The organism is Simiduia litorea (assembly GCF_042853465.1).
Taxonomy (GTDB): domain Bacteria; phylum Pseudomonadota; class Gammaproteobacteria; order Pseudomonadales; family Cellvibrionaceae; genus Simiduia; species Simiduia litorea.
This window is the reverse complement of the sequence record NZ_AP031497.1, coordinates 2684138-2710762: the sequence shown is the minus strand read 5'-3', so window position 1 is coordinate 2710762 and position 26625 is coordinate 2684138. Positions and strand designations below refer to the sequence as shown.

General features: G+C 49.3%; 28 protein-coding genes and 1 other RNA gene. 17 read left to right on the top strand and 12 right to left on the bottom strand.

The window, feature by feature from the left end:
- Positions 1–9: 9 nt before the first annotated feature.
- The 3 genes from ACGHTT_RS12060 to ACGHTT_RS12050 form a co-directional block, all read right to left on the bottom strand.
- Positions 10–936 carry a hypothetical protein gene (locus tag ACGHTT_RS12060; RefSeq protein ID WP_390590825.1) on the bottom strand — a complete coding sequence of 309 codons (927 nt, stop codon included), beginning with the start codon at positions 934–936 and terminating at the stop codon, positions 10–12.
- Complete coding sequence (locus ACGHTT_RS12055) at positions 914–1585, bottom strand: hypothetical protein (protein WP_390590823.1); 672 nt, start codon at positions 1583–1585, stop codon at positions 914–916. The genes ACGHTT_RS12060 and ACGHTT_RS12055 overlap by 23 nt, the downstream gene beginning before the upstream one ends.
- 166 nt (positions 1586–1751) lie before the next feature.
- Positions 1752–2744, bottom strand: a complete 993-nt coding sequence (locus ACGHTT_RS12050; RefSeq protein WP_390590821.1) for a DMT family transporter — start codon at positions 2742–2744, stop codon at positions 1752–1754.
- Positions 2745–2948: 204 nt separating this feature from the next.
- Here ACGHTT_RS12050 and ACGHTT_RS12045 point away from each other — a divergent pair, with 204 nt between their 5' ends.
- Positions 2949–3815 (top strand): RluA family pseudouridine synthase, encoded by an 867-nt coding sequence (locus ACGHTT_RS12045; protein WP_390590818.1) that lies wholly within the window; start codon positions 2949–2951, stop codon positions 3813–3815.
- Positions 3816–3930: 115 nt separating this feature from the next.
- On the opposite strand, the gene ACGHTT_RS12040 is transcribed toward ACGHTT_RS12045, so the two are convergent.
- The 5 genes from ACGHTT_RS12040 to ACGHTT_RS12020 all read right to left on the bottom strand — a co-directional run bounded on the left by ACGHTT_RS12040 (position 3931) and on the right by ACGHTT_RS12020 (position 6469).
- Positions 3931–4428 carry a hypothetical protein gene (locus ACGHTT_RS12040; RefSeq protein WP_390590816.1) on the bottom strand — a complete coding sequence of 166 codons (498 nt, stop codon included), beginning with the start codon at positions 4426–4428 and terminating at the stop codon, positions 3931–3933.
- 106 nt (positions 4429–4534) lie between these two features.
- Positions 4535–5224, bottom strand: a complete 690-nt coding sequence (locus tag ACGHTT_RS12035; RefSeq protein WP_390590815.1) for a hypothetical protein — start codon at positions 5222–5224, stop codon at positions 4535–4537.
- 92 nt (positions 5225–5316) lie between these two features.
- Positions 5317–5628 (bottom strand): hypothetical protein, encoded by a 312-nt coding sequence (locus ACGHTT_RS12030; protein ID WP_390590813.1) that lies wholly within the window; start codon positions 5626–5628, stop codon positions 5317–5319.
- 106 nt (positions 5629–5734) lie between these two features.
- Positions 5735–5995: a hypothetical protein gene (locus ACGHTT_RS12025; protein WP_390590812.1), complete on the bottom strand. Its 261-nt coding sequence runs from the start codon at positions 5993–5995 to the stop codon at positions 5735–5737.
- A 78-nt stretch (positions 5996–6073) separates the two neighbouring features.
- On the bottom strand, positions 6074–6469 hold the full coding sequence (locus ACGHTT_RS12020) for an NINE protein (protein ID WP_390590810.1): 396 nt from the start codon (positions 6467–6469) through the stop codon (positions 6074–6076).
- Between the two features lie 271 nt (positions 6470–6740).
- Between ACGHTT_RS12020 and ACGHTT_RS12015 the strand changes: the two genes are divergently transcribed.
- From ACGHTT_RS12015 to ACGHTT_RS12005, 3 genes are all read left to right on the top strand, one after another.
- Positions 6741–7565: a rhomboid family intramembrane serine protease gene (locus ACGHTT_RS12015; RefSeq protein WP_390590809.1), complete on the top strand. Its 825-nt coding sequence runs from the start codon at positions 6741–6743 to the stop codon at positions 7563–7565.
- Positions 7566–7841: 276 nt separating this feature from the next.
- Entirely contained in the window at positions 7842–8573 is a 732-nt protein-coding gene (locus tag ACGHTT_RS12010; protein ID WP_390590808.1) for a DsbA family oxidoreductase, read from the top strand.
- A 61-nt stretch (positions 8574–8634) separates the two neighbouring features.
- Entirely contained in the window at positions 8635–9363 is a 729-nt protein-coding gene (locus ACGHTT_RS12005; protein WP_390590807.1) for a peroxiredoxin family protein, read from the top strand.
- Between the two features lie 84 nt (positions 9364–9447).
- On the opposite strand, the gene ACGHTT_RS12000 is transcribed toward ACGHTT_RS12005, so the two are convergent.
- Positions 9448–10356 carry an alpha/beta hydrolase gene (locus tag ACGHTT_RS12000; RefSeq protein WP_390590806.1) on the bottom strand — a complete coding sequence of 303 codons (909 nt, stop codon included), beginning with the start codon at positions 10354–10356 and terminating at the stop codon, positions 9448–9450.
- Positions 10357–10555: 199 nt separating this feature from the next.
- Here ACGHTT_RS12000 and ACGHTT_RS11995 point away from each other — a divergent pair, with 199 nt between their 5' ends.
- Positions 10556–11194 (top strand): flagellar brake protein, encoded by a 639-nt coding sequence (locus ACGHTT_RS11995; protein ID WP_390595050.1) that lies wholly within the window; start codon positions 10556–10558, stop codon positions 11192–11194.
- Between the two features lie 95 nt (positions 11195–11289).
- Here ACGHTT_RS11995 and ACGHTT_RS11990 read toward each other — a convergent pair whose 3' ends face one another.
- Positions 11290–12237: a hypothetical protein gene (locus tag ACGHTT_RS11990; protein ID WP_390590805.1), complete on the bottom strand. Its 948-nt coding sequence runs from the start codon at positions 12235–12237 to the stop codon at positions 11290–11292.
- A 497-nt stretch (positions 12238–12734) separates the two neighbouring features.
- Between ACGHTT_RS11990 and ffs the strand changes: the two genes are divergently transcribed.
- The 5 genes from ffs (at position 12735) to ACGHTT_RS11965 (ending at position 18664) form a co-directional block, all read left to right on the top strand.
- Positions 12735–12831, top strand: an RNA gene (gene ffs / locus ACGHTT_RS11985) — signal recognition particle sRNA small type.
- A 126-nt stretch (positions 12832–12957) separates the two neighbouring features.
- Complete coding sequence (locus tag ACGHTT_RS11980; protein WP_390590804.1) at positions 12958–15402, top strand: M1 family metallopeptidase; 2445 nt, start codon at positions 12958–12960, stop codon at positions 15400–15402.
- Between the two features lie 8 nt (positions 15403–15410).
- A complete protein-coding gene (locus ACGHTT_RS11975) occupies positions 15411–15896 on the top strand; it encodes a DUF6702 family protein (RefSeq protein ID WP_390590803.1) in 486 nt (161 codons plus the stop codon).
- 58 nt (positions 15897–15954) lie between these two features.
- The gene (locus ACGHTT_RS11970; RefSeq protein WP_390590802.1) at positions 15955–16689 is read left to right on the top strand and encodes a FadR/GntR family transcriptional regulator; all 735 of its coding nucleotides are present in this window, start codon (positions 15955–15957) and stop codon (positions 16687–16689) included.
- A gap of 130 nt (positions 16690–16819) precedes the next feature.
- The gene (locus tag ACGHTT_RS11965; protein WP_390590801.1) at positions 16820–18664 is read left to right on the top strand and encodes a DUF885 domain-containing protein; all 1845 of its coding nucleotides are present in this window, start codon (positions 16820–16822) and stop codon (positions 18662–18664) included.
- Positions 18665–18742: 78 nt separating this feature from the next.
- On the opposite strand, the gene ACGHTT_RS11960 is transcribed toward ACGHTT_RS11965, so the two are convergent.
- Both ACGHTT_RS11960 and ACGHTT_RS11955 read right to left on the bottom strand, forming a co-directional pair.
- Positions 18743–19165 (bottom strand): HU family DNA-binding protein, encoded by a 423-nt coding sequence (locus ACGHTT_RS11960; RefSeq protein WP_290264459.1) that lies wholly within the window; start codon positions 19163–19165, stop codon positions 18743–18745.
- 323 nt (positions 19166–19488) lie between these two features.
- Entirely contained in the window at positions 19489–20580 is a 1092-nt protein-coding gene (locus ACGHTT_RS11955; RefSeq protein ID WP_390590799.1) for an HD-GYP domain-containing protein, read from the bottom strand.
- Positions 20581–20844: 264 nt separating this feature from the next.
- Between ACGHTT_RS11955 and ACGHTT_RS11950 the strand changes: the two genes are divergently transcribed.
- The 7 genes from ACGHTT_RS11950 (at position 20845) to ybgC (ending at position 26585) form a co-directional block, all read left to right on the top strand.
- Positions 20845–21093, top strand: coding sequence for an FmdB family zinc ribbon protein (locus ACGHTT_RS11950; RefSeq protein ID WP_390590797.1), 249 nt, complete (start codon positions 20845–20847; stop codon positions 21091–21093).
- A 94-nt stretch (positions 21094–21187) separates the two neighbouring features.
- The gene (gene aspS / locus ACGHTT_RS11945) at positions 21188–22969 is read left to right on the top strand and encodes an aspartate--tRNA ligase (RefSeq protein WP_390590796.1); all 1782 of its coding nucleotides are present in this window, start codon (positions 21188–21190) and stop codon (positions 22967–22969) included.
- A gap of 105 nt (positions 22970–23074) precedes the next feature.
- Positions 23075–23821 carry a YebC/PmpR family DNA-binding transcriptional regulator gene (locus ACGHTT_RS11940; protein ID WP_390590795.1) on the top strand — a complete coding sequence of 249 codons (747 nt, stop codon included), beginning with the start codon at positions 23075–23077 and terminating at the stop codon, positions 23819–23821.
- A 79-nt stretch (positions 23822–23900) separates the two neighbouring features.
- Entirely contained in the window at positions 23901–24419 is a 519-nt protein-coding gene (gene ruvC / locus ACGHTT_RS11935; RefSeq protein WP_390590792.1) for a crossover junction endodeoxyribonuclease RuvC, read from the top strand.
- A gap of 102 nt (positions 24420–24521) precedes the next feature.
- Positions 24522–25142, top strand: coding sequence for a Holliday junction branch migration protein RuvA (ruvA, locus tag ACGHTT_RS11930; RefSeq protein WP_390590791.1), 621 nt, complete (start codon positions 24522–24524; stop codon positions 25140–25142).
- 20 nt (positions 25143–25162) lie between these two features.
- Complete coding sequence (ruvB, locus tag ACGHTT_RS11925; protein ID WP_390590790.1) at positions 25163–26173, top strand: Holliday junction branch migration DNA helicase RuvB; 1011 nt, start codon at positions 25163–25165, stop codon at positions 26171–26173.
- The gene (gene ybgC, locus ACGHTT_RS11920) at positions 26166–26585 is read left to right on the top strand and encodes a tol-pal system-associated acyl-CoA thioesterase (RefSeq protein WP_390590788.1); all 420 of its coding nucleotides are present in this window, start codon (positions 26166–26168) and stop codon (positions 26583–26585) included. Before ruvB ends, ybgC begins: the two co-directional genes overlap by 8 nt.
- Positions 26586–26625: the final 40 nt, after the last annotated feature.

Below are 26625 nucleotides of genomic sequence, written 5' to 3'. Positions count from 1 at the left end.
ATTAGAGCCTTATTGGGTAGCGTAGACGAGGTTGTTTTTACCGTGCTCGCATACGTAGTATTGGGTTGACAGCCATGCGCATTGCGCCAGTGTCATACCTTGGCTATCCGCCGGTTGCTCGGATACACCTAGTGCGGCTTTATCTTTTTTCAAATAGTGGAATAGTGTTTCAAAACGATCGGGAAAGTCTAACCCCTTGTCGTGATAGTCGTAAAATAAATAGCTGAATTTTCCAAAGCGGGTGGTTACACCACCCAAGCCAATGCTGCGCATCTGATTCAAGTATTGTTCATAGGCGAGGTAGAGGTATTCGCGCACCTGATCTTCATTCTGCATGTTACCGGTAAAGCGTGGTAATGCCATTTTGTTTGTTGACGCCAGTGCCGTATCGCTCAGGCGCTTGTTGTGTAAATTTGTGAGCAAGCGGTAGTCTTGTTGCCCACACTGAATGTGTTGGGCTTTAAGCCTGCAACCCTGTGTGTTGTGAGTAAGGGCCGGTTCAGGGCTTGTCAGCTGCGCTCGGGGTTCGTTTGTCGGATGTTGAACTTTATCGACTGGCCTATTTGCTGTGCTTAATGGTTTTTTTGCTTGCAGTGAAAGGTTGGATTTTGTCGAGCTGCTGTTGAGCGTGGGCGCTTTCACCACAACGCCAATCTTTGCCGCCGGTCGTTTTAAGAGCAATGCTTGAGTTTGCTCGGCGTTATTTTTAAATTGATAGAAGGCTGGTAGGTTACTACCTTCGCCCTTGGCGCGAATTTCACAGTAGAGTTGTTCGTAATAGGACTCTGCCATGGCAAAGCAAAATGACTTTTCTGCGGCATCGCTCGCCGGTGCAAACAACACGGTCGAGATCAGCACAACATTGGCCGCCAGTGAAATGAGCTGGCGGCATGTGATCAGGCGTTGGCCGGCGTTAACTGGCAATGAGTTCTCCATCTGTTTTTCGGTGGCGATGGCATTCTAGCCAATAGGCCAGTGCCGGCAATATCGCGTAAATCGCCAGGGCACTGATTAAAACCATGGCTTTATCGGTGGGCATAGGCACAAAATAATTGGCTACTAAAAATACTGCCATGGCGATAAATAGCGTGGTGAAGGCGTTTAGAAATTTTGCCTCAGCCCTGTTAAGGGTTCTTAGTAGCCAGATGGCTGCACCGGTAAATAGCGCAAACTCCACGGTCATGGCGAGCAAGGGTGTATCCCAGAGCGCTAAGCCGACCTTGATATCGTCATAGAGTAGAAGGTCGGGGCGATGCACAATAAAATCTAAAAACCAATGCGATCCGACCACGGCTGCTAATAACAGTGCATGTCCGTAGCGTTGTTTAAACGCGAGCCAGATACAAAGTAGGCTGACTAATGTCCACATGGCGGTGGCGAGTAAGCTATGGGTAAAGGGCATGTAATACAGGTCTAGCGGGTTTGATTTCAAGCTAGGGTCAATGTGCATGTGTTCGATGTTGCTAAATACGAGCAGTGCCCAAACAATATCAACTAATTGCGCGGCGATAAACAGTTGCCAGAGAGGTAGCTCGGGCTTGAGAGATTTTGCCGCTAAGGCAGCACTGTAGTGTCCAATTAACATGTGACATCCTTGTGGTTTACGTTGCCCAGTAGGCGGTTAGAAAGACAGCCTTGTTAGGGCGCTCTATTGTTGTGCGAATAAACGGCCACTTTATCCTAGTTGCCCGCATATTTCACCTTGGTCAATCTATTGTCTGTACGACCTAACTAGTTGAATGTTCGACAATTTATTGCCGTGGTTGATTCGATTCCAAAGGCTCGGCCATAGGGTCTGGCGCCGCCGCTAAGTCTACTGGGTGCAATGTTGCCGATTTCCGATCACCTAATTCCGCAACCAACATGCCTGCGATAATCGCCGCTGCGCCAAACCACCCCATTAGGCCGAGCCGTTCGTCGAGCCATATGGCGCCGGCCACGTGAGCGAAAATGGGCTCTAAAGCGAAGACAAGCGCGACTTTGTGCGCTTCTAAGGTTTTTTGGCAGCTGGTTTGCACCCAGAACCCAAACGCCGTTGACAGCAAGCCCATCCAAAGAAAGGCACCAATAATGTCGGGTGATAGGAGTTGCAGCCAATGTTCGGGGTTTAGTGAGAAGAGTGTTTTGCTTGGGTCGTGATCAAACAGCCACGAAGCCAAGAGACTGTAAATAGACACCGCTAACATTTGCAAAATACTGAGGCTGATAATCGGCAGCTTTTGCGCGTAGTGGCCCGTCAGCACAATGTGGCTGGCGAACGCGATGGCGCCGATCAATACTAAAATGTCACCTTTGTTGAGCGCGGTATTCGCACCACCCGTCAAGCCATAGAGGCCCGCTGTAGATAGGCAAACGGCGATCCAGCCGGCCTTGGTGATTTTGTGGCGAAAGGCTAGCCAGCTGAGTAGCGGTACCAACGGCACCAACATGCCGGTGATAAAGCCTGCGTTGGAGACGCTAGTGAAGCGCAAGCCTTCGGTTTGGGCGTAAAAGGCGATAAATAGAAGGAAGCCTAAGCTCAAGCTGCCACGCACCAAGCGAGGACAATCGGGTATTGGCTCTCTGTGTCTGAGCGAGAGCCAAAGCGGCACGAGGCTCAACGCTGCGATGGCAAAGCGCAGTGCATTTAGGGCCTGAGTGCTGAGCTTGCCGAGCGCATGCTCTGTGACCACAAAGCCAACGCCCCAGATAGCGCAAACAAGAATGAGTAGGGTAAGAGCAACGGAGTTTGAGCGGATAACCATAGCGAATGTAAAACCAAAGATGGCGAAAAAAGGCGAGTTTAGCCCAACGGGCCCCTAGTTTAGCTGAGTGAGTCTAGGAGTGAGACGATCAACGCAGTTAAAACCCTAATCGATAGGTTGGTAGTGCGCACGCGAGGCGGTAAACTAGCGTTCATATTCCTTGGCGGTTACTTGCTAGCCGCACCTCTTTCTTAGGTTTTTACTATGTCGCAAAAAATTCAGGCTGATCAAACGGCTGCGCTACTGCCCTATTTGGTGGAGCGATTGCCCGATTGGTCGCGCACCACGCTTAAGCAGCGTTTAAAAGCCGGTTGCATCAGTGTCAATGGTAATACGGTTAAGAAACATGATTTCCAGGTGAATAGCGGTGATCAGCTAGAGATAGATGCCGCGCCAAAATCACCTGAAGCGAGAGCCCATCAGTTGCGTAGCCAACCCATTGAGGTGCTTTATCAGGATCACGATTTGGTGGCCATTAATAAACCCGCAGGCTTACTCTCAGTCAGCACGGCCGACGATAACAAGCATAATGCCTTGGCCATATTGCGCCACCAATTGTCGCGTCGGGATCGCGAAATAAAACTTTGGCCCGTGCATCGTTTAGATCGAGATACTTCTGGCGTTTTACTGTTTGCTACCTCCAGTGAAATACGCGAGGCGGTGATAGCGAAATGGGCGCAAGCCGAAAAAACTTACTTGGCCGTGGTACAAGGTCAGCCTGAACAAAAAAGCGGCACCATTGATCAGCCACTTCGCCTCGATGAACAATTCTATTTTATGCATGTGGGCGAGCACCCCGATGCCAAGCCGGCTATTACCCATTACCAAACAGCTAAGACTCAAAAGGGGCGTAGTTTATTGCACGTGCAGTTGGAAACCGGTCGTCAACATCAAATTCGGGCACATTTAGCGTGGCTTGGCCATCCCGTGATTGGCGACCCTCGCTACGGCCAAGGCGGCGATCGCTTAGGCTTGCACGCGCTGCGCTTGAAGTTAGTGCACCCGACGAGCCGAATAAAACTGGAGTTTGAAACACCGGCACCGTCTGATTTTTTAAAGCTGATAGATTAAGCGTGAACAGTGTTTTTAATGCGAATTGACACAGTAGGTTTGTGAGCAAGCAAAGGCTTTCATTGAGCTTAAAAAATAATGGGATCACTAATGTTTAGTGATCCCAAGCGGATTATTAGTTGGAGTCACCGAGTCGGGCGTCGATAGTTGGATTTTTTAACCAAATGGAGATGTCTTTGGCTATCGCCTTGGCGCAGCGTGCGGTGATTGAGCAGGTGCCTTTTAATCCACCAAACATACCGCCAGTTGAGTAGCGCGAACCGATAAAGCTACCAATAACTTTGCCATTTTCCATGAGCTCACCGGTGACTTCCACACTTTTAGCGCCAGACCAGGCGCCACCACCGGGAGCAAACGCACTGGTAATTTCCAGCTTTAACTGTTTGCCTTCAGCCGTGAAATCACCATCCACTAAGGTCACCGCTTTTTTGGCATAGGCAGAAAGGTATGACGGCACCTGCGTTTGAAGATTGCATTCATCCTGTACTTTTTGTGGTGCGTTAGATTCTGCGGAGAAGCTAATGTGCTTTTTTACTTGAATGGGCGCATCTGCAAAGCTGACAGAGGCAGCCAAAAGTAGGCTTAAACAGAAGATATTTAGGTGTATTTTCATAGTAATTCCCTTTAGCGTGGTTTATACGTTGGATGATGTGTTACGAAATATTATGTCATGGCAACAATCCAGGTGCCAATTTTCTTAAAAAAACAAAATGCGCGCACTAAAATATGGCTAGGCCTTTCTGTGCAAGGAAAATTGTATGCCGACTGCCTTTGCCAGCGCGAGCCCTGACTGTGCGCACAGAGACGTTAAATTTCGCCTTTTTTAAACGCGTCACAAAAAGCGAGTCGGGGCCAGCCGACCAGATAGCGAGCCGACCTTCGCTCGACAGTGTTTGGTAAATCGCTTTCAGGCCGTCGAGCGAATAGAGCCAATGGTTATCGGACTGGGTTAAACCCTCAGGGCCGTTATCCACATCCAGCAAGATCGCATCGAAAGATGCGGGTTTGTTGTCGAACAGATCGGCTACATCACCTAAGTAAACCCGCGAGCGCATATCGTCGAGTGGCCTACCGGCACAGTTGCCCAATTCGCCTTGGTTCCACTTAACGACTTCGGGAATGAGCTCCGCCACAGTAACGGTGGAAGAATCTGAAACGGTATTCAGAGCGGCAGCAAGGGTATAACCCATACCCAATCCGCCGACTAAGACGCGGGCATTCGCCGTTGTTTTAAACCTTTCGCAACCTAAGTCAGCTAAGGCCTGCTCCGAGCCGAATACCCGGCTATTCATTAGCTCGCCGCGAATGCCGGAAAGGCGTATAGAAAACTCATCGCCGCGTCGGGAAAGTTTCAGTTCACCACCGCCATTGGGGATGATGGCGGTGTCGAGGTGCGTCCAAGGGGTCATGGCAATAGGTCGATGTCATCAGGGTGGGGCATGCTACCACACAGACTTTGATTCATGGCTGAAAATTTGGATGGGGAATCTCCCTTGCGTGACTATTGCACGTCGGGCTTTAACGGCGCACAGCGACAACCGTCTATAGCGCTGCATATTTTTTGTTGGGTCTCGATATCGCAAACGGCATGATGACGGGCGGGCAGTGGTTTAGGTTTTTCGAGGGTCGAGAGCACTTCTTCAGCTATAGCTGTAGTCAGCGCAATATCGGTTGAGATCGCTTTGCCGATATTGCTGCAATGCTCGACCTGCTGACAGTTCTCATTGTCTTGGTTATTAATCGCAATGGCAGACATACAACCCGTCAACAGTACAAGCGGTAAGATCAAGCCTAAGCGTATTGCGGTTTTCATGACGATACCCCTTTCGAAGTGAGTACGGCGTATACCGGCCTAAGCGCGAATTGCCAGTCCGTTTTGCATGTCTTAGGCTCCGAATACACGGTGTGAAATAACAAGGTTACAAGCTGCGTTTAGCGCGAATTTCTTGGGCCAATTTTTTGAAAGCAAAATAATCCAGACACTTATTAATCCACGCCCAAAAGAGAATAAGTGGCACCAAGGCGGCGATCAGCAACAGCGCGCCATTTTGAAAGGCGGCTAGCTCTTTGATGGCCGGCGCCAACCACGCCGGTGCTCGGCCAGCGGCTAAATCCCAAGCAAGTAGAATGTACCAGATCGACAAGGTGATACTGGTGGTAAGAAAAATGTTTCGTATCATGAGGCGATTATAGCCTCGGTACGGGTTTTATCGATAGCGGTGCCTACCTGTTATTTGATACGCAGCCGAGCTTTTTGGCTAGGCTGCGTTCACCTCATCAATTTGCTCATTGAGCGTCCAGTAATCGTACAGGTATCCTAGGAGGAAAAAGCCGCAGGTAAAGAACCAGATAATGGCGGTGATCCACTTGCCCATATAGAGTCGATGGGCGCCGAAGATGCCAAGGAAGGTGAGTAGAATCCAGGTAATGTTGTAGTCGATTTCTCCGGAAACGTAGCGTCTATCGGCCGCGTCATCCATGCTTGGAATCAGAAAAAGATCGACAATCCAACCGATAAAAAACAACCCTAGGGTAAAAAAGTACAGGGTGCCCGATAGCGGGCGGCCATAATAAAAGCGATGAGCACCCATAAAGCCAAAAATCCATAGCAGGTAGCCAATCGCTTTACTGTGGGTGTTTGCCTTGTATTCCATGTGGTGACATTCTCCGCTATAAACTGATAATTGGCTAATGTAACGCCAAATCTAACCCGACATTATCACAAAGCCGAGGCGGAAAAACCGTCTGAGAGCCAAAGTGATTGGAATTTGCGGTGTAAGCTTACACTGGTATAAAGTACTTAATGAATTCGAGTGCCAAACAAAGTATTGGGGACGACTTGCGATGTTTTTTCCTTATAGGCTAGACCTACGCCTAACCGGTGCTCCGGTCTTGACACTGATTATTGGTGTGCTGTGTTTTCTGGTGTTTAGTATTCAGCTTTACGGCAACCAACAGTTTGTATGGGATGTATTGCATTTTTGTCAGGCGGAACTCAGCGCAGAAGTAAAGCCTGTGCTTTCTACGCTCATCCTCGAAGGAGAAATCAGTTCCTGTAGTCAATTTTTCTTCGATTTAGAAATGACAAAAACCCACCTAGATGATTATGTGGTGAATACCTTTCAGCGCGATGCATTGGTGTCTGAAGTGGTGCGGTTTCGAGAAATAGTTCCAGGGTCAATTACTTCGGAGATGTGGTTTGATCCGAAAGCACCGAAGTTGGTTAATTACTTTACTTCAGCTATTTCGCACGCCGATTGGCAACATCTCGCTTTCAACCTTGTCTTCTTTTTTGCCTTTTCGTTGGCGGTCGAGCAGACACTTGGTTCGCTGTTATACCTTCTTTTCTCGGCGGCGACTTGTGTGGTGGTTGCTCTCGAATATCAATACAACCTTCTAGGTGTCGGCTCTACCTTGCCACTACTCGGTCTATCGGGCTTGATCAGTGCGTTGATGGGATTCGTATTATGTGTCTACCCAAGGAGTAAAGCTTATGTTTGGTGTTGGCTTTTAGTCTTTGTTAAAACCATTCGCTTGCCTATATTTTTGTTAGTTCCGTTTTATATCGCTTTGGATATCTATGGGCTTTCTCTCAATGATGAGTTCGACAATATTAGCTATGAATCGCATTTATCTGGGTTTGCGACAGGTATCGTGTGTGCATTTCTTTTCCTCGTTTATCGCTTTGCAGCAAAAAGACTGACGGCGGCTAAAAACCTAAGTACCTCGCCAGATAATATTAGTTTGTAAGTGAGGGTGCAAAGTTTCCCTGAGAGTAATCCGTGATTGGCTCGCTGAGTATAAATGCGTGTTGAGAGCCGTAAAACGAGTGTCTCTGTCCAACTATTAAAATTTTCGTTCTGCAGTAGCGGTGCAGGAGATCAATCCAACTAAATTTAATGATGTTTGCAACAAATCCGTTTGGCTCGACTCTAGAGCTTAGATAATTGGGTTTTTTCTTCAAAATGAAGTGTTCACACCATAATGTCTGGTATCTAATACAGTGTTTTCAAGGGGTTTTGTTGTATGAATATCGCTATTGAAATTTGGTCAGATATTGCCTGCCCTTGGTGTTTTGTGGGAAAGCAGCGGTTAGCGGTTGCGGTCAATCAATTGAAGCAAGAAGGCATTGACGTTGACATTCGTTGGCGCGCCTTTGAGTTAGACCCTCGGCCAAAGGAAAAGGATGGCGCGCCCTATGTTGAGCGCTTGGCGAAAAAGTACGGTCGCAGTATTGTTCAGGCACAAGAGATGCTCGATACCATGGCCGGGGCCATCAAGGCGGCCGGTGGCCCCTGCGATTTTAACCGTGTTCAGATTGCCAATACGTTCGATGCACATCGTTTAATTCAGTGGGCTGGCTCTACTGATCGGGCCGGTGAAACTGATGGCGCACAGCACAAATTAACTGACGGTTTAATGCGCGGCTATCTTGGCGAGGGGTTAGATTTGTCGTCGACCAAAGCTATGGTTGAGCTGGTACAAAACCTTGGTATGGATGCCCATAAGGCCGCCACCATTTTGTCTGGCGATGATTTTGCCGATGCCGTGCGTCAAGATGAGCAGCTCGCTCAGCAATATGGTATTTCCGGCGTGCCATTTTTTGTCATTGGGCGCTACGGTGTATCGGGCGCACAAGAGGCAAACACCTTGATGCAGGCGATTCGCGATGTGCATGGAGAGGCTATTCAACTTGAACAAAGCGGCCAGTCGTCAACAACCAATGCACCAGCCTGCGATGCCGATGGTTGTAATTAATAGTTTGCTGTATTTGTGACTTAACGAAGAAAACACATTCAATTAACGTAAGGATGTTTAAATGATGAATATACTGTTGAAAAAGATTGTACAGCCCTGCACCGGCTTAACATTAGCTTTGTGCCTGATTTCAGGTTTCGCTGTGGCTTCAGGTAATGAACTGGCGCTGCCGAATCTACCTGAAGCATCTAAAATGACGGCGCCGACGCAGGCTCAATTGGGTAAGCTGGAAGACGGTTATGGTTTGAATGTTGGTGACATCATGCCAAGTTTTGTGCTTAAAACGCATACCGGAGAACCCGCTCAAAGTAGCGAGCTGCTGGCCAGAGCAGAAACGCTTTTAGTTATCTTTTATCGCGGTGGTTGGTGCCCCTATTGTAACTTACAAATTCGCCAGTTGACGGAAAGTTATAGCCAGTTTAAGCAGCGCAAAGTTTTGCCGGTGCTAATCTCCGCGGATAAAATTGATGCTGCAGCCTTAGCGCAAAGTCGCTACGAAATTCCTTTTCCCGTATTGTCTGACCCTGACCTCGTGGCGCACAAAGATTTTCGCGTTGTGATGTCGCTCACGCCCGAACTCTATGAAACCTATAAGGGCTACGGCATTGACGTTGAGCAGTGGTCGGGTCGCGATCATCACCAGTTTGCGGTTGCTTCTGCGTTCTTAGTGGATGCACAAGGCAAGGTGAAGTGGGCCCACGCATCGCTGGATTATAAGCAGCGTCCGAGTGTTGCACAGTTGTTGGATGCGATAGATGGGAACATTAAAAATTCTCAGCGAAAGCTGTGAGTGCTAATCAATGTTTGCACAAAGATGACAATTGCCATTCTTGAGCATTCTCCCGACGTACTGTGATGGCATTAAGATAGAGTATTAGTTTGGGCTTTGCATAAAACTCACAACCGCATGATAGAGCCTAAAACGGCTCGTTTCTAACAATGCCGCGTGGTCTGCATTGCCTAGGATCACCCATTGTTTATCTTTAGCGGCTATTTTTTTGAACAATTCGGCGTCGGCATTTAGATTCATGTAGGGGTCTGACTCTGCCTGTAACAGCAGGGTTGGGCGGGTAAGTTTAGCGCCGTCCAGTTGATCCCACTGCTCAAGCGCGCGCCAGTCGGTGCGGATGGGATCGGCTTCCAATGCCGCCTGTACATAGGCGGCAATGGCGTTTTTTGAGATGGTGCCCGGCAAGATAAAATCTTCAGCGGCAGCCGCTGCGGTGGTGGCAAGCCTTGGGGGGTGTTTTGGCGCTTTCTCTCGTGCAACCTCTGCCTCGGTATCGAGTGGGAAGCCGTAGAGTACTAAACGCTCTACCTTGTTTGGGTAGAGTTGTGCTGTGAGCATGGCAACTAGAGAACCGTTAGACCAGCCGAATACAGTTACTCCACTTAGGTTAGGGTGTTTGTCGTTAATGACATCAAGTGTCATGGCTACATCCTCGGCGGCGCGATTGGGTGTGTTCCAGCCGCTACTGTCGCGCTTTGATTTACCGTAGCCACGTAGATCTATGGCGTACACAGCCAAGCCTTTGGCCGCAAGCGCATTCATCATCGAGAGATCTTCCTGTTCGGTGACTAGATCAAAGTCGGGTAGAGCACTCCACGTTCGGCCGTGCACAAGCAGAATGCTGGCCCAGGGTTGTTCGGCGGCTTTGCTATAGAGCATTAACCTGTGGCCATCATCCATGACGACTTCTTGTTTCTGAAGATCGGTTGCGAATGTGGTTAAGCTTAAAATAAGCGCAAGCAGGCCGATAACGTGTTTTAGTCGATTCATCATTATCTCGGTTTTACCGGTTACGGATTTTGAATTGAACGCGTTGTTTTGTCTTTGTGCAATAGTTTCGAACTATAACCGCGGCAATCCGTAGGTTCTTTGAGCGCTGAAAGCTAGTGGTTGAAAACAGCGTGTAAGATGACCTATCTCGACTAGACTTGTGGCTGACCTATAAAAAGCTTGAAGGAAACTGCAGGTGGTTATGAAATTTGAAGGGCTTAAATTATTACCCGGTATACCTTTGCAGCTCCAGTTTCACCACACGCCTGATGTTCGGGAGCGCTCATTATTAGTTGGCTATTTAAAGAACAAGGGCATTGTGGTGACGACGCCGCAGATAAATGGTGGCTCAAGGCCTGTGAAGCTAGGCGAGCAGTTGAATATCCGCCTATTTTCCAGCGAAGCTAACTCAGCGGTGGCGTTCAGTGCCCAAACAACCCATGTGACAGTGTCACCTTTCCCGCAGCTTTACTTATCTTACCCTTCTTCGGTTGCCACTGGTGAAATCCGTAAAGCCGTTAGGGTGTCAACCGATTTGATTTCAACCATAAAAATAGCTGGGGCGAGCCTTTCGGCAACGATTGTTGACCTGAGTACCTCTGGTTGTAGGATTGAGTCGCCAAAACCCTTAGGCGTTGCCGGTGATCGTTTCGTGATGGTCACTAAGGTTGATGCAGCAGGTTTACGGCGTATTATCCAGCTGCCCTGTGAAATTAAGGTGGTCATCAATGAAAGCCTCGAGACGGATGTTTGCAGCTACGGGTTAGCGTTTGAGGCATTGAGTGAAGAGGTCAGCTTGGTGTTGCACGCCTATGTTTATTATCAGCTACGGCAGGCCTAGGGCTTTGGGGTGGCGCGCTGAGCATATCTAACGCTAGGTACTACCAACAGTGTTTGGAAGAAAACGCCCAGTTGTTAACACAACTGGGCGTTTTCTTATGAGGCGGTTTTTGTGACCTCGATGGCGATACCCATGTGGTCAGTGACCGCAGCCGCTAGATTTTTGTTATTGCTCGAGACGGCGGTGCTTTGCGACAGATAGGCTTCTTTACCTATGCTGACGCTAGCGCTGTTGTATACCGCAACGTCGTACATTTTCGTCGCATTGCTGTTGGTACCTTTGAAACTTCTGTTATGGCTATCCACGGGCGTAAGGTCGGTGGCCTTGGTCGCATTGCGACAAACCGCCCCTAAGGCGCGCGACAAAACCCTTGGGGTAAATTCGGGGCTAGACTGGTTGGTGTCGCCCATAACAATATCGATTGCCCCCTTACCTTTAGCCACCAGCTCGCGATTAATGGTTTGATAAAAGCTAACGGCTGCGTCTTCTGATTTGGCAATGGCATTGGGGACGTGAACGAAGACGGCGTTTACGTTACCGCTTTTTATCGCAATCCAGCCCATGCCTGAGCCCAAAAATTCGTGGTTACTGGTATTGCTGGCGTGAACGCTAAAGCTGTTACAGGCTTTGCCGGTTGAGCTGGCGATGACCAAGTTACCTGCGTGCGATTGCATAGAGCTCCATTCGGCGTTATTACCGTCTAGTTCACCGTACACCAAAATATCGCAGCTTCTACCAAATTGCCGGACTAAATGTTGATGGGTATCCCGGGCTTTTCCTTCCACCATGGCGAGAAATTGATGATCGCTGTGTTGGCCTTTACCCATATAGCCTTGCGCGGCTGATTTCACGAGTTGTGCAGGGCCGTGCACGGGTACTTCGGGCGATGCGCCTGGTGCGGTGGGCATGGATAGTTTCCATGCTTCGCTAGAGGCTGCTTGCGCGTCGTGGGTATCCCGCGTGAAGCGCTGGGCCTTAGAGGCGCTTATGCCATGCTGGCTGCTAGAGTTGGAATTAAGGGATTGATAGAAAAAAATTGGCACGTTAAAAACCTCATCCTGATTTACGTGGAAATATCCATGGGTGCCCAGCACATATTGTAAAAGGCACTCTGCCAAGACTTTTACCTCACCCGTGAAGCAAAACCAAGGCGCCTTGCGAGGTAAGGTTAAAGTTGGCGTGAGAATCTTTTATATATGAGAAAAAGGCGATTATTCGACAGGTTGCACAGCGACTGTTACTTTCAACATGGTGCGAGTGTACCGGGTTTGGGAGGGGCGTTTGGGTACATCGTTTTAACCGATGGGCTAGGTCGTAGTGATAGTTTTTTACCCACGCTCATGGCAAATGCGAATAAGTGTTGGTTGTTTTTTGTGCAGTTTCGCAGGTGTGCCGTAATCTGGATCTGTTGCTAGCGCGAGGAAAAGAATGAAAGTCTTAGCCGTTAAGGACGAGAGAGGCGGGCTAGGGGCGTTGGTTTTTAGTGCCTTGCAAACAGTAGCCAACTTCTCCATAATGCGCCGCTTGTTATGGCGGCCCCTTTCGGTCCTCCCGCAATGAAGCCCTGTAAACCCCGCCAGGCCCGGAAGGGAGCAACGGTAGCAGAATCTTCGTGTGCCGGGATGCGGCTGGCTGGGGTTGCCACCTAATTTCTGATATCCCCTACTTATTGCGTATACCATTGACCCAGATTATCTTTGCGGTCATCTCTTTCCTATTCGTTTAAAGCACCTTGTTGAATTCTAAAACTGTTGGGGCTTTATATGCGCTTATTGACGGCGTGCGGCATCTTATTGTTGTCTGTTTTTTGCACAGCTGCATTTGCAGCAATCTCTCAGACCAAAGGCGATTTCGAAGACAAGTTTCGCCAGCTTGATGAATCACTACCGACGCCAAATGTTTATCGCAGCGCAGCCGGCGAGCCGGGTGAAAGCTATTGGCAGCAGCAGGTAGACTATAAAATTGATGCTCAGCTTGACGAAGACCGGCGTCAATTGCAGGTAAAGCAGACCATCACCTATCACAACAATTCCCCGCACACCTTGAAATATCTTTGGTTACAGCTAGAGCAAAATAGATTTCGTCGTGATTCCATGTCGGAAACAACCCTTACCTTTGGTGGTATCGGTAATCGCGGTCCAGGTACTCGCAGCGCCAGCGAAGAGGCTCCGGCAGGAATAACGCTCGATGAATTGCGCCGGCAGCATTGGCTGGATGATCACGAGGTCGGTTTCAATATCTCGGATTTGAAGGATCAAAAGGGCAGCCCCCTTAAGATGACACTTGTTGGCACCAACTTGCGTGTTGATTTGACCGAGCCGCTTAGACCCGGCCAGCGTGTTGTTTTTAGTATGAAGTATTTTTTCAACATAGTTGAAGAGGATGCGGTATCTGCTCGCGCAGGCTACGAACACTTTCCGGATGATGCACGCCCCGGCGGCAATGACATTTTTTTACTCGCCCAGTGGTTTCCTCGTTTGCATGCCTATACCGATTATGAGGCGTGGACTAATAAGGAGTTCTTGGGTCGAGGAGAGTTCACCTTAGAGTTTGGCAACTATGATGTTAAGTTGACTGTGCCGGCGGACCACATCGTTTCCGCCACGGGCGCCTTACAGAATGTAAAAGACGTGTTGACGAAGCAACAAATGGCTCGGTTGAAACAGGCACAAAATGCGAGTCGCCCTGTGTTTGTAGTTACCGAAGCAGAGGCATTGGAAAATGAAAAGGCCGGTACTAAAAATACAAAAACCTGGCACTTTAAGGCCGATAAAGTAAGGGATTTTGCTTGGGCCTCTTCGCGCAAATTTATTTGGGATGCGAAGGGTGTGCAGCAGGGCGGTAAGGTAATGCCCACGGTAATGGCAATGTCTTTTTATCCAAAAGAAGGCGGTGACTTGTGGAAAATGTATTCTACTGAAGCTATTGCGCATACCTTAGCCGTTTACTCTCGCTTTTCATTTGATTACCCCTACCCCGTTGCGCAAAGTGTTAACGGCCCAGTTGGTGGCATGGAGTATCCCATGATCACGTTTAATGGGCCGCGCACCACCTTGCATGAAGACGGTACGCGCACTTGGACGCAGGCGGAAAAGCGTTTTCTCATCGGCGTTGTTATCCATGAAGTCGGTCATATATATTTTCCAATGTTAGTGAACTCTGATGAGCGTCAATGGACCTGGATGGATGAAGGGTTGAATAGTTTCTTGGATGGTGTTGCTGGTCGCGAGTGGGATCCGCTGATGCCTTGGGGCGTAGAGCCTCGCGATGTGGTTGACTACATGAAGTCAGATATTCAAGTGCCTATTATGACCCAGTCAGACAGTGTTTTACGCCTAGGTCCGAATGGTTACACTAAGCCGGCGGCGGCGTTAAATATTTTGCGCGAGGTCATTTTAGGGCGTGAATTGTTTGACTTTGCCTTTAAAGAGTATGCAACACGTTGGCAGTATAAGCGGCCAACACCGGCGGATTTTTTTAGAACCATGGAAGAGGCTTCTGGCGTCGATCTCGATTGGTTTTGGCGAGGCTGGTTTTATTCAACGGATCATGTCGATATTAGTTTAGACAAAATCTATCGGCTAAGGCTCGATACCAAGAACCCAGATATTGATTTTGATCGGCGTCGCCAAGAGGAAAAGGATAAACCAAGTTCGCTATTCGTCATGCGCAATCAAGCAGCGGCTACTGAAACGTGGTTGGAGAAAAATAAAGATCTACGGGATTATTATGATCAGCACGACCGCTTTACGGTGACGAATAAAGAACGCAATGAATACCAACAGTTGTTGGCGGATTTAGAGCCTTGGGAGCGTGAAACACTGGCGCGCGCCGTCAAAGAGGATAAGCAATATTATGTGTTCGATTTCAGCAATATAGGTGGGTTAGTTATGCCTATTCTGCTGCGATTAACCTTTGAGGATGGCGATGTTGAGGATCGCTACATTCCTGCCGAGGTTTGGCGTCGATCGCCCAAGGCCGTGTCCAAGCTGATTATTACAGAAAAAGTGTTGGCAAGTGTCACGGTAGATCCACATTGGGAAACCGCTGATGTGGATATGGAAAACAATCATTATCCACGTCGGATTATTCCATCGCGCATTGAAGCTTATAAAGATGAAGAAAAAACCGATCCGGTTTATCGCGACATTATGCATGATAGTAAAACGGAAGTAGTCGCTCCCAAGCCGTCGTTCAAGAAAAAGTAGGGGTGACTATGCGCTGGTTAATTGGGGTGGTTGTTTGTATTTGTGCCTACGGCGCACAGGCGCATCAGATGAAAACCGCCATTGCCACGGTTTTGTTTAATGAGCGTACTGGAAATATAGAAGTTATGCAGCGATATTATGTGCATGATGCTGAGCATGTATTGAGCTCGTTATTGGGTCGGCAAGTAAACTTAATCGACGATCAAGCGGCTCAGCAACAGTTTTCACGTTACGCTGCTGCCCACTTTTCAATGGGGCTTGATGGCCCTAATGCCTTAGGCCTTCAGTTTGTCGGCCAAGAGGTTGAGGGCAAGTTCATTTGGGTTTATCAAGAGCTGCCCTTGCCGTCTAATCCAGTGGCGTTATGGTTTAGTTTCGATGCCTTGCAAGATCATTGGCCGGAACAAATCAATCAGGTGAATGTGGAGGGGTTGGGTCCAGTTCGATCCTTGAGCTTTAGCGCTGGCGATGGTTGGCAATCCTTGTTTTTATAGTTACCGGTCGAGGCTAAGGTTTGATAGGCTAATGCTTTATTGAATCTACTCGGCCGACATGACACAGGTACTCTTTAATACACATGCAGACGGTTTGGCACCACTGCAAAAACGCACCAAGCGCGATCATTTGGTGCAAAAGTTATTGGAGATGATTTATCAAGGCCAGCTTCGGGATGGTGATTCGTTACCAGCTGAGCGCGAGCTTTCAGGGATGTTTGCCGTCAGCAGAGAGACAGTGCGCGGTGCGCTGTCAGTTTTGTCTAGCTGGGGCTTGCTCAGTGTCTCGCAAGGAGCCAAGACCCGAGTGTTGCGCACTGAAGCACAATTGCAACTTTGCGCCCAATTGATGCCCGAGCTAAGCACGCTAGATATTTGCAACTATACCATTGAGTCCGTTTTTGAGAGCCGTATGGTGGTTGAAACCAATATTGCTCGTTTGGCGGCAAACAGAATTGACAAAAGGGGCAGGGATTCGCTGACTAAATTATTGGATCAACAAGCCAAGTTACTCGATGAAAAGATACATTTTCAGCTGGCTGATAAGTACTTTCACGAAAAGATTGCCGACATTGCCGGTAATCCAATTCTAGGCCGCTATGCGCAAGAACTGTACAGTTATGGCCTCTATTTTCGCAGAGAGGTGCTAGAGGGCCAATGCAAGGTGGATGAAAGCTACGCAGAACACGTTAAGTTGACTGAGGCTATCTGCTCTGGCGATGGCGATCTTGCTGCAGAGACCATGTTGATCCATCTCCGGAGCGTGTTATCTCTGTCGAAGACGGCTCGTTAATACTCAGATCGACCAAAAAACTTGTCGCTCTACCTCAAGTTAGTGATGGCTGTTGCTACTCTCTCGTCTGGTCTATGGCCTAAGCTACTATGCTTAAGGCTTTACTAATTAATTATTCATGGAGATTTTCATGCCTCAGCGAGTGAGTTGGGTTATTTATTGGGTTTTGGCATCGCTGTTGTGGGCGTGTGCGGCACCTGAATCACGTGTGCCTAAGATCGCCGGCACCGAAGTTCCAGCAGCCGAGGCGGCGCGTTTGAATGCTTGGTTTCAAACGAATTTTGAAGAGGACCTACAGCGCTATCCTGAATATAAAACGTATCTGGGCATGACCGATGATTTAGTCGCCTACGGCCAGTGGAACAACCCCAGTGAAGCCTTTAGGATTGAGTCTGTTGCAATCGCCAAAGCGCGCTTGCAGGACATGCGTCGCTTATTCGATGTGAGTCGGTTGCCTCATCAGGCTCAGGTGTCGTTCAAGTTTGCAGAGTTTAGCGCGGAAAATGCGCTGGCCCAGGCTGAGTTTGATGATCAAGGTTATGTTTTTACCCAGTTTTTTGGTCCACATTCCGATATGAGCACGCTCTTAATCGGCTATCAAAAAGTCGAAAATGTAGGGCAGGCTGAAGCCTACTTAAGTCGTTTGGCAGGCTTTGGTCCGACCTTACAGGTACACATTGATATTGCCGAAGAGCGCGCTAAAAAGGGCGTACTGCCACCGCGCTTTGCCTACCCTGTGGTGATAGAAACCAGTAAAGGTATTATTGCTGGTCAGCCTTTCGACAGCGGTGACAAAGATTCTCCGTTATGGGCTGATATTAAAGCCAAGGTAAATGCCTTAGATATCGACGCAGAATCGAAGACAGCGCTGTTGGCGCGAGCAAAAGGCGCTCTGTTGTCGTCTGTGCAGCCCGCCTATCAGCGTTTGATTGCGGTGATGCAGAACCATGAAAAGCTGGCCGGCAGCGAAGATGGTGTTTGGAAATTGCCGCGTGGCAAAGCTTACTATGAAGCTCAGCTGGCAAATTACACGACCCGCGATGACATGACAGCAGCCCAAATTCATCAGCTGGGTTTGGATGAGGTTGAGCGTATCCATGGTGAAATGCGTGAAATAATGAAGCAGGTCAATTTTACCGGCGACCTTCAGGCATTTTTTAAACATCTACGCGAGAGTGATGAATTTTACTATTCAGATGACGATGCCGGCCGTCAACGGTATTTATCGGAAGCTAAAACTTATATCGATAACATCATGCTCAAGGCGCCGTCCTTTTTTGGCGCTCTGCCAAAGGCGGTGCTTGAAGTTCGTGCGGTGGAAGAATATCGCATCGAGTCAGCAACAGGCGCGTTTTACGAGCCCGGTTCATTGGATGGCAAGCGCCCAGGAGCCTATTACGTAAATTTAAGCCACATGCGTGAATTGCCCGTGTATCAAATGGAGTCTTTGGCTTATCACGAGGGTGCCCCAGGTCATCATTTCCAGAGTACTATTGCGCAAGAGTTGCAAGATGTGCCGATGTTTCAGAAATTGACTTGGTATTCTGCCTACGGTGAAGGCTGGGCCTTGTATGCGGAAAAACTAGGCAAAGATATGGGCGAATTTAGTGACCCCTATCAAGACTTTGGCCGTTTGAGTTACGAAGTGTTTCGCGCTGCGCGCCTAGTGGTTGATACCGGTATTCATAGCAAGCGCTGGACCGAGAAGCAAGCGCAAGACTATATGTTAGCTAACACACCGATGACCTTTGGCGATATCGAAAATGAAGTCAGACGCTACATTGTTTGGCCGGGTCAGGCGGTTTCCTACAAGATTGGTATGTTGACAATTCTGGAGCTGCGCGAAAAAGCTATGCAGGCTTTGGGCGACAAATTTAGCTATGGCGAGTTTCACGATGTGGTGCTTACTAATGGCTCAGTGCCGTTAACGCTGTTGAGCGAAGAGGTAGATAACTGGATTGCCAGTAAGCAATAGCTTTTGTTGCTCGACATAAAAAAAGCACCCTAGGGTGCTTTTTTTATGTCAGAACTTTATGTCCGGAGCGTGGGGAATTTACTCCGCCATTTCCTTCATCTTCTTCAGTGGGCGAATTTTAACTGAAATGCTCGCAGGCTTTGCCTTGAACATAGTCTCTTCACCGGTGAAGGGGTTGATGCCTTTACGTGCTTTTTTGGCGGGCTTCTTCACGGTCATGATTTTCATCATGCCTGGCAACACGAACTCACCACATGCTTTTTTCTTGATGTGAGCTTCGATAACGTTACCCAGCTCTTCCAGAACCGCGCTAACTTGCTTTTTGCTTAACTCAGTTGTTTCAGCAATGTGGGTAACCATTTGAGTTTTGTTAAAACGCTCGGCAACGGCTTTCAAAGCAGCTGGCTTTTTAGCTGCGGCAGCTTTTGGTGCTGCTTTTGCTTTTGGGGCGGCTTTGGCTTTTGCTGGGGCTTTCTTGGCAGGTGCTTTTTTGGCGGCCATGCGTAAAATCCTTTGGATGTTGATTTTATTAAATTTAAGGGGTAAGCAATTGGAGTAGGTTATTACAGTCTACTCTAAACTTGAGGTTGAAAAGCCCTTGTTTTATAGGCTTAAACACGCGCTCAAACGCTTAGGCACTATATATAAAGCATTCTTTCTAGCTGGGCAATAACTTAAGTGATAAAAAGGCGAAAAAGCCCTGTTTTTTAAGGGGTATTTAAAAGAATGTTGGTATTGAGCGGTTTTTATTATCGCTTTAGTTATAAGCTTGAATAAAATTCAATCAATGATCGGCGTCGCCAAGCGGAGATGTTGATGATGATTTAGCGGCTTTGGTTGCGCTTAGGTCGCGCAATTTGGTTAAAAATGTTGACCCACGCTTGGCTAAATTGGCTGCCTGCGTAACGGTTGATTTCTAAAATGGCGCGAATCAATGGCCTTTGCGGTTGGTCCACGTGTGCCCGGCTGTTAACACAGGCGTCGAAGGCGTCAGCGATGGCTAATACCTTGGCACCTTCGCATATGTCTTGCTCGGCAAGGTTGTTTGGGTAGCCAGCGCCATTACATTGTTCGTGGTGCTGCAATATGATCTCAGCGGCGTCAGCCCAATTCCCCATTTCTCGCATTAGTGCCCCGCTCGTTTGCACGTGAGCTTGCACTCGCAACCGCTCCTGGCTTGTGTATTTTTCAGGTTTGTGCAGTAGTTCGAGTGGTAAAAAAGCCATGGCAAAATCATGCATATAGACGGCAGCCAGTAGTTGGTTTGGGTCAATCGGCGCACTGGCTGCACTATTCATGCTCAGCGCCAGTTCGGCTATGCGTTGTGTTCGGCCGGCCCAATAAGGTGAGCGTTGGTCGATGGCGGGTAACAGTTGAGCGAAAAAGCGCAGGTCGTTATTCATTGCAACCCCATGCTTGGAAAACTCTGAATCTGGCGCGGCGAGTTCAGCCGCTGGATCGAGTGCTTTGATGGCCTGGCCTATAATGGAAGCGCGTTGGCTTGATTCGCAATTGGCAATAAGGCTGATTTTTTCACAGATGAATTGCATATGCTCGGCGCTAAAGGGGTTGGGCTCTTGTTGAAGGCGGTTTTCAACCAACTCATGGGTCGTGTCCATGGCCAGCAGAATGACGTCGCTGAGTAGATCGTCGTAGCGCAGTCGGCCTCTACGCAGCGGTTCCAGTACGTCCTCAACACTCTGTAGTATCGGGCAGATATCAGCTAATCCCACATAAATGAGGTTGCCCTTGATCGTGTGGACGCGACGAAAAAGGTCGTTAAGCAGGGCGCCATTTTTAGGGTCTTTTTCAAGTTGCAGCAATAGGTGTTCGGAGGCTTGGTAGGCCTCTTCAAAATCGTTGAAGAAGTCCGCAACCATTTCTGCATCTGGGGTGCTGAATGTAACCGTCGTCATTGGCCTTGTCCCATAGTTTGAGCCGAATCTGGTTAAGCCTAGCTGATGCCCGTGGGCGCGACGGGTAAGCCGCTTGGCTTTTAGCGACGAAAACGGTTTTTTACCCAAGTCTTATGCTTATTCTCCCTAACACCGGTTTATCCGCCGCCAAGCTCAGGCTATAATCGCCCGTTTTTTGGTTTCAGTAGGCCTTGGCTCGGTTCAGCCGGCAAAAGGCCTCTGTATTGTAGATGTTGTTGGTTTTAATCTAGATCAGGGTCATATATGCCGATTTATGAATATATGTGTGGGTCCTGTGGCCACCAGATGGAGGCCTTACAGAAGATGAGCGATGCGCCTCTTAGCGATTGTCCGGCGTGCTGCAAGAGCAGTTTGTCGAAGCAGATTTCTGCAGCAGGTTTTCGCCTCAAGGGTGGTGGCTGGTACGAAACCGATTATAAATCGGGCAATAAGAAGAATTTAGCCGGTGATTCAGGTTCATCGGGGAAATCCGAATCGAGCGCGAGTTCCTAACGGGCACCTGACCCAGTGGGTTTAGCTGTGGCTCGCCTGTCTTTAGATAGGCGAGAGACGTTGATATTTAATTTTAGATAACGGGATTTTGATTATGCGCACTGAATATTGTGGCGCCTTAAACGCAACTTTTATCGACCGCGAAGTGAGTCTTTGCGGTTGGGTTGACCGCCGCCGTGATCACGGCGGGGTTATTTTTCTAGACTTGCGTGATCGCGACGGCATTGTTCAGGTGGTGTTTGATCCCGATTCGGCGCACTTTGCCTTGGCAGATAAGGTTCGCAGTGAATATGTGTTAAAGGTTAAAGGCCGCGTTCGTGCTCGCAGTGAGGCGACCGTCAATGCCAAGATGTCTACCGGCGAGGTAGAGGTCTATGGTTTAGAGTTGGAAATACTGAATACCGCGGAAACGCCACCGTTTCAGTTAGATTCTCATGTGAGCGTTGGCGAAGATGTGCGCTTAAAGTACCGCTATATTGATTTGCGTCGCAATGACATGCAGCACAACCTGCGTTTCCGCTCTAAGGTGACCACCGCGATTCGCAATTACCTCGATGGCGAAGGCTTCTTGGATATTGAAACGCCTATATTGACCCGTGCAACGCCTGAGGGCGCGCGCGATTATTTGGTGCCTTCGCGTACCCACGACGGCAAGTTTTTCGCGCTGCCTCAGTCGCCCCAGCTGTTTAAGCAGTTGTTAATGGTGTCTGGCTTCGATCGCTATTACCAGGTGGCCAAGTGCTTCCGCGATGAAGACTTACGCGCGGATCGCCAGCCTGAATTTACCCAGATTGATATTGAGACTTCATTCATGAATGAAGCGCAAATTATGGGTATTGCCGAAGGCATGGTGACGCAGTTGTTCAGCAAGTTGATGGACGTCGATTTAGGCCAGTTTCCGCATATGACCTGGCAAGATGCCATGGACAAGTACGGTTCAGATAAGCCTGACTTACGTATCCCAATGCAGCTGGTCGAGATTAAAGACCTGCTTAAAGACATTGAATTTAAGGTGTTTGCTGGCCCAGCCAACGACCCTAAATGCCGCGTAACGGCATTAAAGGTGCCCGGTGGCGCCGAAATCTCGCGCAAACAAATCGACGATTACACCAAGTTTGTTGGCATCTACGGTGCTAAGGGCTTGGCGTGGATCAAGGTCAATGAGATAGAGAAGGGTGTCGAAGGTTTGCAGTCGCCGATCATTAAGTTCCTGGGCGACGATGTCACCATGAACGTGATGCAGCGTTTAGACGCTAAGAATGGTGACATCGTCTTCTTCGGAGCTGATTCTATTAAAGTTGTGACGGAAGCCTTAGGTGCATTGCGCTGTAAAATTGGTGCCGATCTCAATATGTTCACCTGTGAGTGGGCGCCATTGTGGGTTGTCGACTTCCCGATGTTTGAGCAAACCGATGAAGGTGTGGCTGCCATTCACCACCCCTTTACGGCGCCGAGCTGTACCCCGGAAGCGCTTGAGGCAAACCCCGAAACGGCCTTGTCTCGCGCCTACGATATGGTGTTAAACGGCACTGAACTGGGTGGCGGCTCCATTCGTATTCACAATCAGTCTATGCAGCAAACCGTGTTCCGTTTGTTGGGGATTAGCCCGGAGGAGCAGCGCGAGAAGTTTGGCTTCCTGTTGGACGCATTAAAGTATGGCGCGCCACCACACGGCGGCTTGGCCTTTGGTCTAGATCGCTTGATTATGTTGATGACGGGTTCCTCGTCAATTCGCGACGTGATCGCCTTTCCGAAAACGCAATCGGCTGCTTGTGTTATGACCGATGCGCCGGGTGCCGTGGATAATAAGCAGTTGCGCGAATTACACATCCGCCTGCGCGAAAAGGAAGCGAAGCCGGACGCGACCAAGGCGTAGCGAACCTGTCGCAGTCTAAGTTCACGGTTGAAGAAAGTGCCGAGTTCGCTCGGCACGGACGTGGCGTCGTCAACGCCAGCGCGGCACGAATAAGGGGTCATTAACATGGCAGGCCACAGTAAGTGGGCGAACATTAAACACCGCAAGGCGGCGCAAGACGCTAAGCGGGGTAAAGTTTTTACCAAAATCATTCGCGAATTAACTGTTGCGGCCAAGTCCGGCCCGAATCCTGAAGATAACCCTCGTTTACGCACCGCCATCGATAAAGCGCTGGGCGCGAATATGAAGCGAGATACCATCGATAAGGCGGTAGCGCGAGGCGCCGGTGCAGGTGAGGGCGATAATTACGAGGAGTGTACCTACGAGGGCTACGGTGTTGCGGGCGTCGCCATTCTGGTGGCGTGCATGACCGATAACCGCAATCGCACCGTCGCCGATATTCGCCATGCGTTTACCAAGCGCGGCGGTAATTTGGGTACCGACGGTTCAGTCGCCTATCTATTTAATCGCACCGGCATTGTCCACTTCGCCGAGGGCGATGAAGAATCAATTATGGCGGCAGCCATCGACGCTGGCGCAGAAGATGTCGTGGTTGCTAAGGATGGTAGTATTGAGGTGCTTACGGCCTTCGAAGATTTTCATGCAATTAAAGATGCCTTATCTAGCGCAGGTTTTAGCCCAGACAGCGCCGAGCTCTCGATGGTGCCTTCCATTCAGGTGCCAATTTCAGATGTCGATAGCGCCGAGAAAGTGATCGCGCTGGTGGATATGCTGGAAGATTTGGACGATGTCCAAAATGTCTACACCAATGCCGATATCGATGAGAACACGCTCGCCGCGATGGCGGATTGAGCGATAGCCCTCGTGCCTCACTTGCTCTCCTAGGGATGTCATGTGACACTTCACCAACGCCTTCAAAACAGACACGCTTATGTCGATTATTCTCGGGATAGACCCGGGCTCCTTAAAGACAGGTTTTGGGATTATTGATACCCGAAGTCGACATCCCCTCTACATTACCAGCGGCGTTATTCGCTTACCTTCGGGTGCGTTGCCGGCGCGATTGAAAATAATTTTTGATGCTATCACGCAACTTATCGGCGAATACCAACCCGACGAGTTTGCTATCGAGCATGTGTTCATGGCGAAAAGTGCCGGTTCGGCGTTGAAATTGGGGCAGGCAAGGGGGGCAGCCATAGTGGCCGCTGTGCATGCTAACTTACCCGTGGCCGAGTACGAGGCGCGAAAAGTAAAACAGTCTGTGGTGGGTACGGGCGCGGCAACTAAAGAGCAAGTGCAACATATGGTCACCTCGCTGTTAAAATTATCGGCCTCGCCACAAGAGGATGCCGCCGACGCTTTGGCTATTGCCTTATGCCATAGCCATTCGAAAACGCTGCTGAGCAATGTTGAGGCTGGCAGCTTTCGCCGTGGTCGAATTGTCCGTTAGGCCATTGCGTCGTGTGACGTGTGTTTATTATTTAGGCTGTAGCATTTACCTTAACCCTTTTGCCTGCTTATTACGCCGGCGCATGCCCACAAAGAGCTTTGTATGATTGGTCGAATTGCCGGTGTCATTTTAGAAAAACAACCGCCCTTCGTGGTTATTGATGTGCAAGGTGTGGGGTATGAAATTCAAGCGCCTATGACCACCTTTTACGTGCTGCCAGAGGTGGGGGCGCAAACGGTTTTGCACACCCATTTTGCTATTTCCGATACCGCCCATCAGTTGTTCGGCTTCGCCCAAAAGTCCGACCGCAGTTTGTTTCGTACCTTAATTAAAGTCAGTGGTGTTGGGCCCAAGATGGCACTGGGTATATTGTCGGGTATGGAAGCAAAAGTCATTGCCCGCTGTGTGGCGGAAGAAAATGTAGGAGCCTTGGTAAAAGTACCTGGCGTTGGCAAGAAAACGGCCGAGCGTTTGATTATTGAGCTGCGCGACAAGTTGGGTGGTATTGGCACGGATACCTTGCCTTTAGCCGCGCTAGAGCAGGCTAGCGGCTCAGCTAAGCCGGCCGCTACCGCGCGCGATGATGCTGAAGCGGCGTTGATCGCCTTGGGCTATAAACCCACCGAGGCCACCAAGGCTATTGCCGCAGCAGTTAACGTAAATGCCGATGCTCCTAGCCAAGAACTTATTCGCTTGGCACTAAAAGCCATGATTCCGGCCTAGATTAGAAAAGACGTGATTTTATGATAGAGAAAGATCGCCTTATCAGTTCCGTTGCCGTCGAGCGAGAGGATTTATTGGATCGCACCGTGCGGCCGAAACAATTGGCTGATTATGTTGGCCAAGCGAAAGTGCGTGAACAAATGGAAATTTTCATCGCTGCCGCACTGAATCGAAAAGAGGCGTTGGATCACACCTTGGTGTTCGGTCCACCCGGCTTGGGCAAGACCACTTTGGCTAATATTATTGCCAATGAAATGGGGGTGGCGCTGAAAAGTACGTCTGGCCCCGTGTTAGACAAGGCTGGCGACCTCGCCGCCTTGATGACGAATTTAGAGCCTGGCGATGTGTTGTTTATTGATGAGATTCATAGGCTTAGTCCTGCGGTAGAAGAAATTCTCTACCCGGCCATGGAAGATTTTCAACTCGACATTATGATTGGCGAGGGGCCGGCGGCGCGTTCTATCAAATTGGATCTGCCGCCTTTCACCTTGGTGGGTGCCACCACCCGCGCGGGTCTTTTAACATCGCCCTTGCGCGATCGCTTTGGCATTGTTCAGCGCTTAGAGTTTTACGATGTGCCCGATCTTACCCATATTGTAAATCGCTCTGCGCGTCTAATGGGTATTGTCATGGATGAGAGCGGCGCTTTTGAAGTGGCTCGGCGCTCTCGCGGCACGCCCCGTATTGCTAACCGGTTACTGCGCCGTGTCCGCGATTATGCCGAAGTGAAATGCGACGGCCGCGTCACCGCCGAGGTTGCCGATGCGGCGTTAAATATGCTGAGCGTTGATGAGCAGGGTTTTGATCATATGGACAGACGATTGCTTATGGCCATGATCGATAAATTTGGTGGCGGGCCTGTGGGCGTTGAAAGTTTGGCCGCCGCGATCAGTGAAGAGCGCGATACGATTGAAGATGTACTCGAGCCCTATTTGATTCAGCAGGGTTTTATGTTGCGCACACCGCGCGGCCGTATGGTTACCAATCATGCTTATCGGCACTTTGGGTTACAGGAGCCTAAGCGTGACTGAGTTTTCTATACCTGTACGAGTCTATATCGAAGATACCGATGCCGGCGGCATCGTTTATTACGTCAATTACTTAAAGTATATGGAGCGCTCGCGCACAGAATTGATGCGCTCGCTTGGCTATGATAAGCCCGCTTTTCTTGAGGGCGGTCTACTTTTGGTGGTCCACTCGGCGAATACACGATATTTATTACCCGCGACCTTAGATGACGCCTTGCAGGTTAGTGCCGAGATCAGTAAATTAGCGCGCACTTACGTGGTGTTTCGCCAATGTGTTTATCGCGGTGAGGCGCTGTTGTGCGAGGCAGAGATAAAAGTTGCTTGTGTGCGCCAGTCTGACATGCGCCCGGCGGCTTTACCGGTAGATGTATATGCCCAGCTTCATGGGTACATGAACAGTGCGGATAATGGTTGAGTCTGCCTTTTTTAATTAACGCTCACAGAGAAGTGCTTGA

Bases quoted from the DNA above. Each gene is read 5' to 3' on its own strand.
- ACGHTT_RS12060 (WP_390590825.1), bottom strand. From the start codon at position 936: ATGGAGAACTCATTGCCAGTTAACGCCGGCCAACGCCTGATCACATGC.
- ACGHTT_RS12055 (WP_390590823.1), bottom strand. From the start codon at position 1,585: ATGTTAATTGGACACTACAGTGCTGCCTTAGCGGCAAAATCTCTCAAG.
- ACGHTT_RS12050 (WP_390590821.1), bottom strand. From the start codon at position 2,744: ATGGTTATCCGCTCAAACTCCGTTGCTCTTACCCTACTCATTCTTGTT.
- ACGHTT_RS12045 (WP_390590818.1), top strand. From the start codon at position 2,949: ATGTCGCAAAAAATTCAGGCTGATCAAACGGCTGCGCTACTGCCCTAT.
- ACGHTT_RS12040 (WP_390590816.1), bottom strand. From the start codon at position 4,428: ATGAAAATACACCTAAATATCTTCTGTTTAAGCCTACTTTTGGCTGCC.
- ACGHTT_RS12035 (WP_390590815.1), bottom strand. From the start codon at position 5,224: ATGACCCCTTGGACGCACCTCGACACCGCCATCATCCCCAATGGCGGT.
- ACGHTT_RS12030 (WP_390590813.1), bottom strand. From the start codon at position 5,628: ATGAAAACCGCAATACGCTTAGGCTTGATCTTACCGCTTGTACTGTTG.
- ACGHTT_RS12025 (WP_390590812.1), bottom strand. From the start codon at position 5,995: ATGATACGAAACATTTTTCTTACCACCAGTATCACCTTGTCGATCTGG.
- ACGHTT_RS12020 (WP_390590810.1), bottom strand. From the start codon at position 6,469: ATGGAATACAAGGCAAACACCCACAGTAAAGCGATTGGCTACCTGCTA.
- ACGHTT_RS12010 (WP_390590808.1), top strand. From the start codon at position 7,842: ATGAATATCGCTATTGAAATTTGGTCAGATATTGCCTGCCCTTGGTGT.
- ACGHTT_RS12005 (WP_390590807.1), top strand. From the start codon at position 8,635: ATGATGAATATACTGTTGAAAAAGATTGTACAGCCCTGCACCGGCTTA.
- ACGHTT_RS12000 (WP_390590806.1), bottom strand. From the start codon at position 10,356: ATGATGAATCGACTAAAACACGTTATCGGCCTGCTTGCGCTTATTTTA.
- ACGHTT_RS11995 (WP_390595050.1), top strand. From the start codon at position 10,556: ATGAAATTTGAAGGGCTTAAATTATTACCCGGTATACCTTTGCAGCTC.
- ACGHTT_RS11980 (WP_390590804.1), top strand. From the start codon at position 12,958: ATGCGCTTATTGACGGCGTGCGGCATCTTATTGTTGTCTGTTTTTTGC.
- ACGHTT_RS11975 (WP_390590803.1), top strand. From the start codon at position 15,411: ATGCGCTGGTTAATTGGGGTGGTTGTTTGTATTTGTGCCTACGGCGCA.
- ACGHTT_RS11970 (WP_390590802.1), top strand. From the start codon at position 15,955: ATGACACAGGTACTCTTTAATACACATGCAGACGGTTTGGCACCACTG.
- ACGHTT_RS11965 (WP_390590801.1), top strand. From the start codon at position 16,820: ATGCCTCAGCGAGTGAGTTGGGTTATTTATTGGGTTTTGGCATCGCTG.
- ACGHTT_RS11960 (WP_290264459.1), bottom strand. From the start codon at position 19,165: ATGGCCGCCAAAAAAGCACCTGCCAAGAAAGCCCCAGCAAAAGCCAAA.
- ACGHTT_RS11955 (WP_390590799.1), bottom strand. From the start codon at position 20,580: ATGACGACGGTTACATTCAGCACCCCAGATGCAGAAATGGTTGCGGAC.
- ACGHTT_RS11950 (WP_390590797.1), top strand. From the start codon at position 20,845: ATGCCGATTTATGAATATATGTGTGGGTCCTGTGGCCACCAGATGGAG.
- aspS (WP_390590796.1), top strand. From the start codon at position 21,188: ATGCGCACTGAATATTGTGGCGCCTTAAACGCAACTTTTATCGACCGC.
- ACGHTT_RS11940 (WP_390590795.1), top strand. From the start codon at position 23,075: ATGGCAGGCCACAGTAAGTGGGCGAACATTAAACACCGCAAGGCGGCG.
- ruvC (WP_390590792.1), top strand. From the start codon at position 23,901: ATGTCGATTATTCTCGGGATAGACCCGGGCTCCTTAAAGACAGGTTTT.
- ruvA (WP_390590791.1), top strand. From the start codon at position 24,522: ATGATTGGTCGAATTGCCGGTGTCATTTTAGAAAAACAACCGCCCTTC.
- ruvB (WP_390590790.1), top strand. From the start codon at position 25,163: ATGATAGAGAAAGATCGCCTTATCAGTTCCGTTGCCGTCGAGCGAGAG.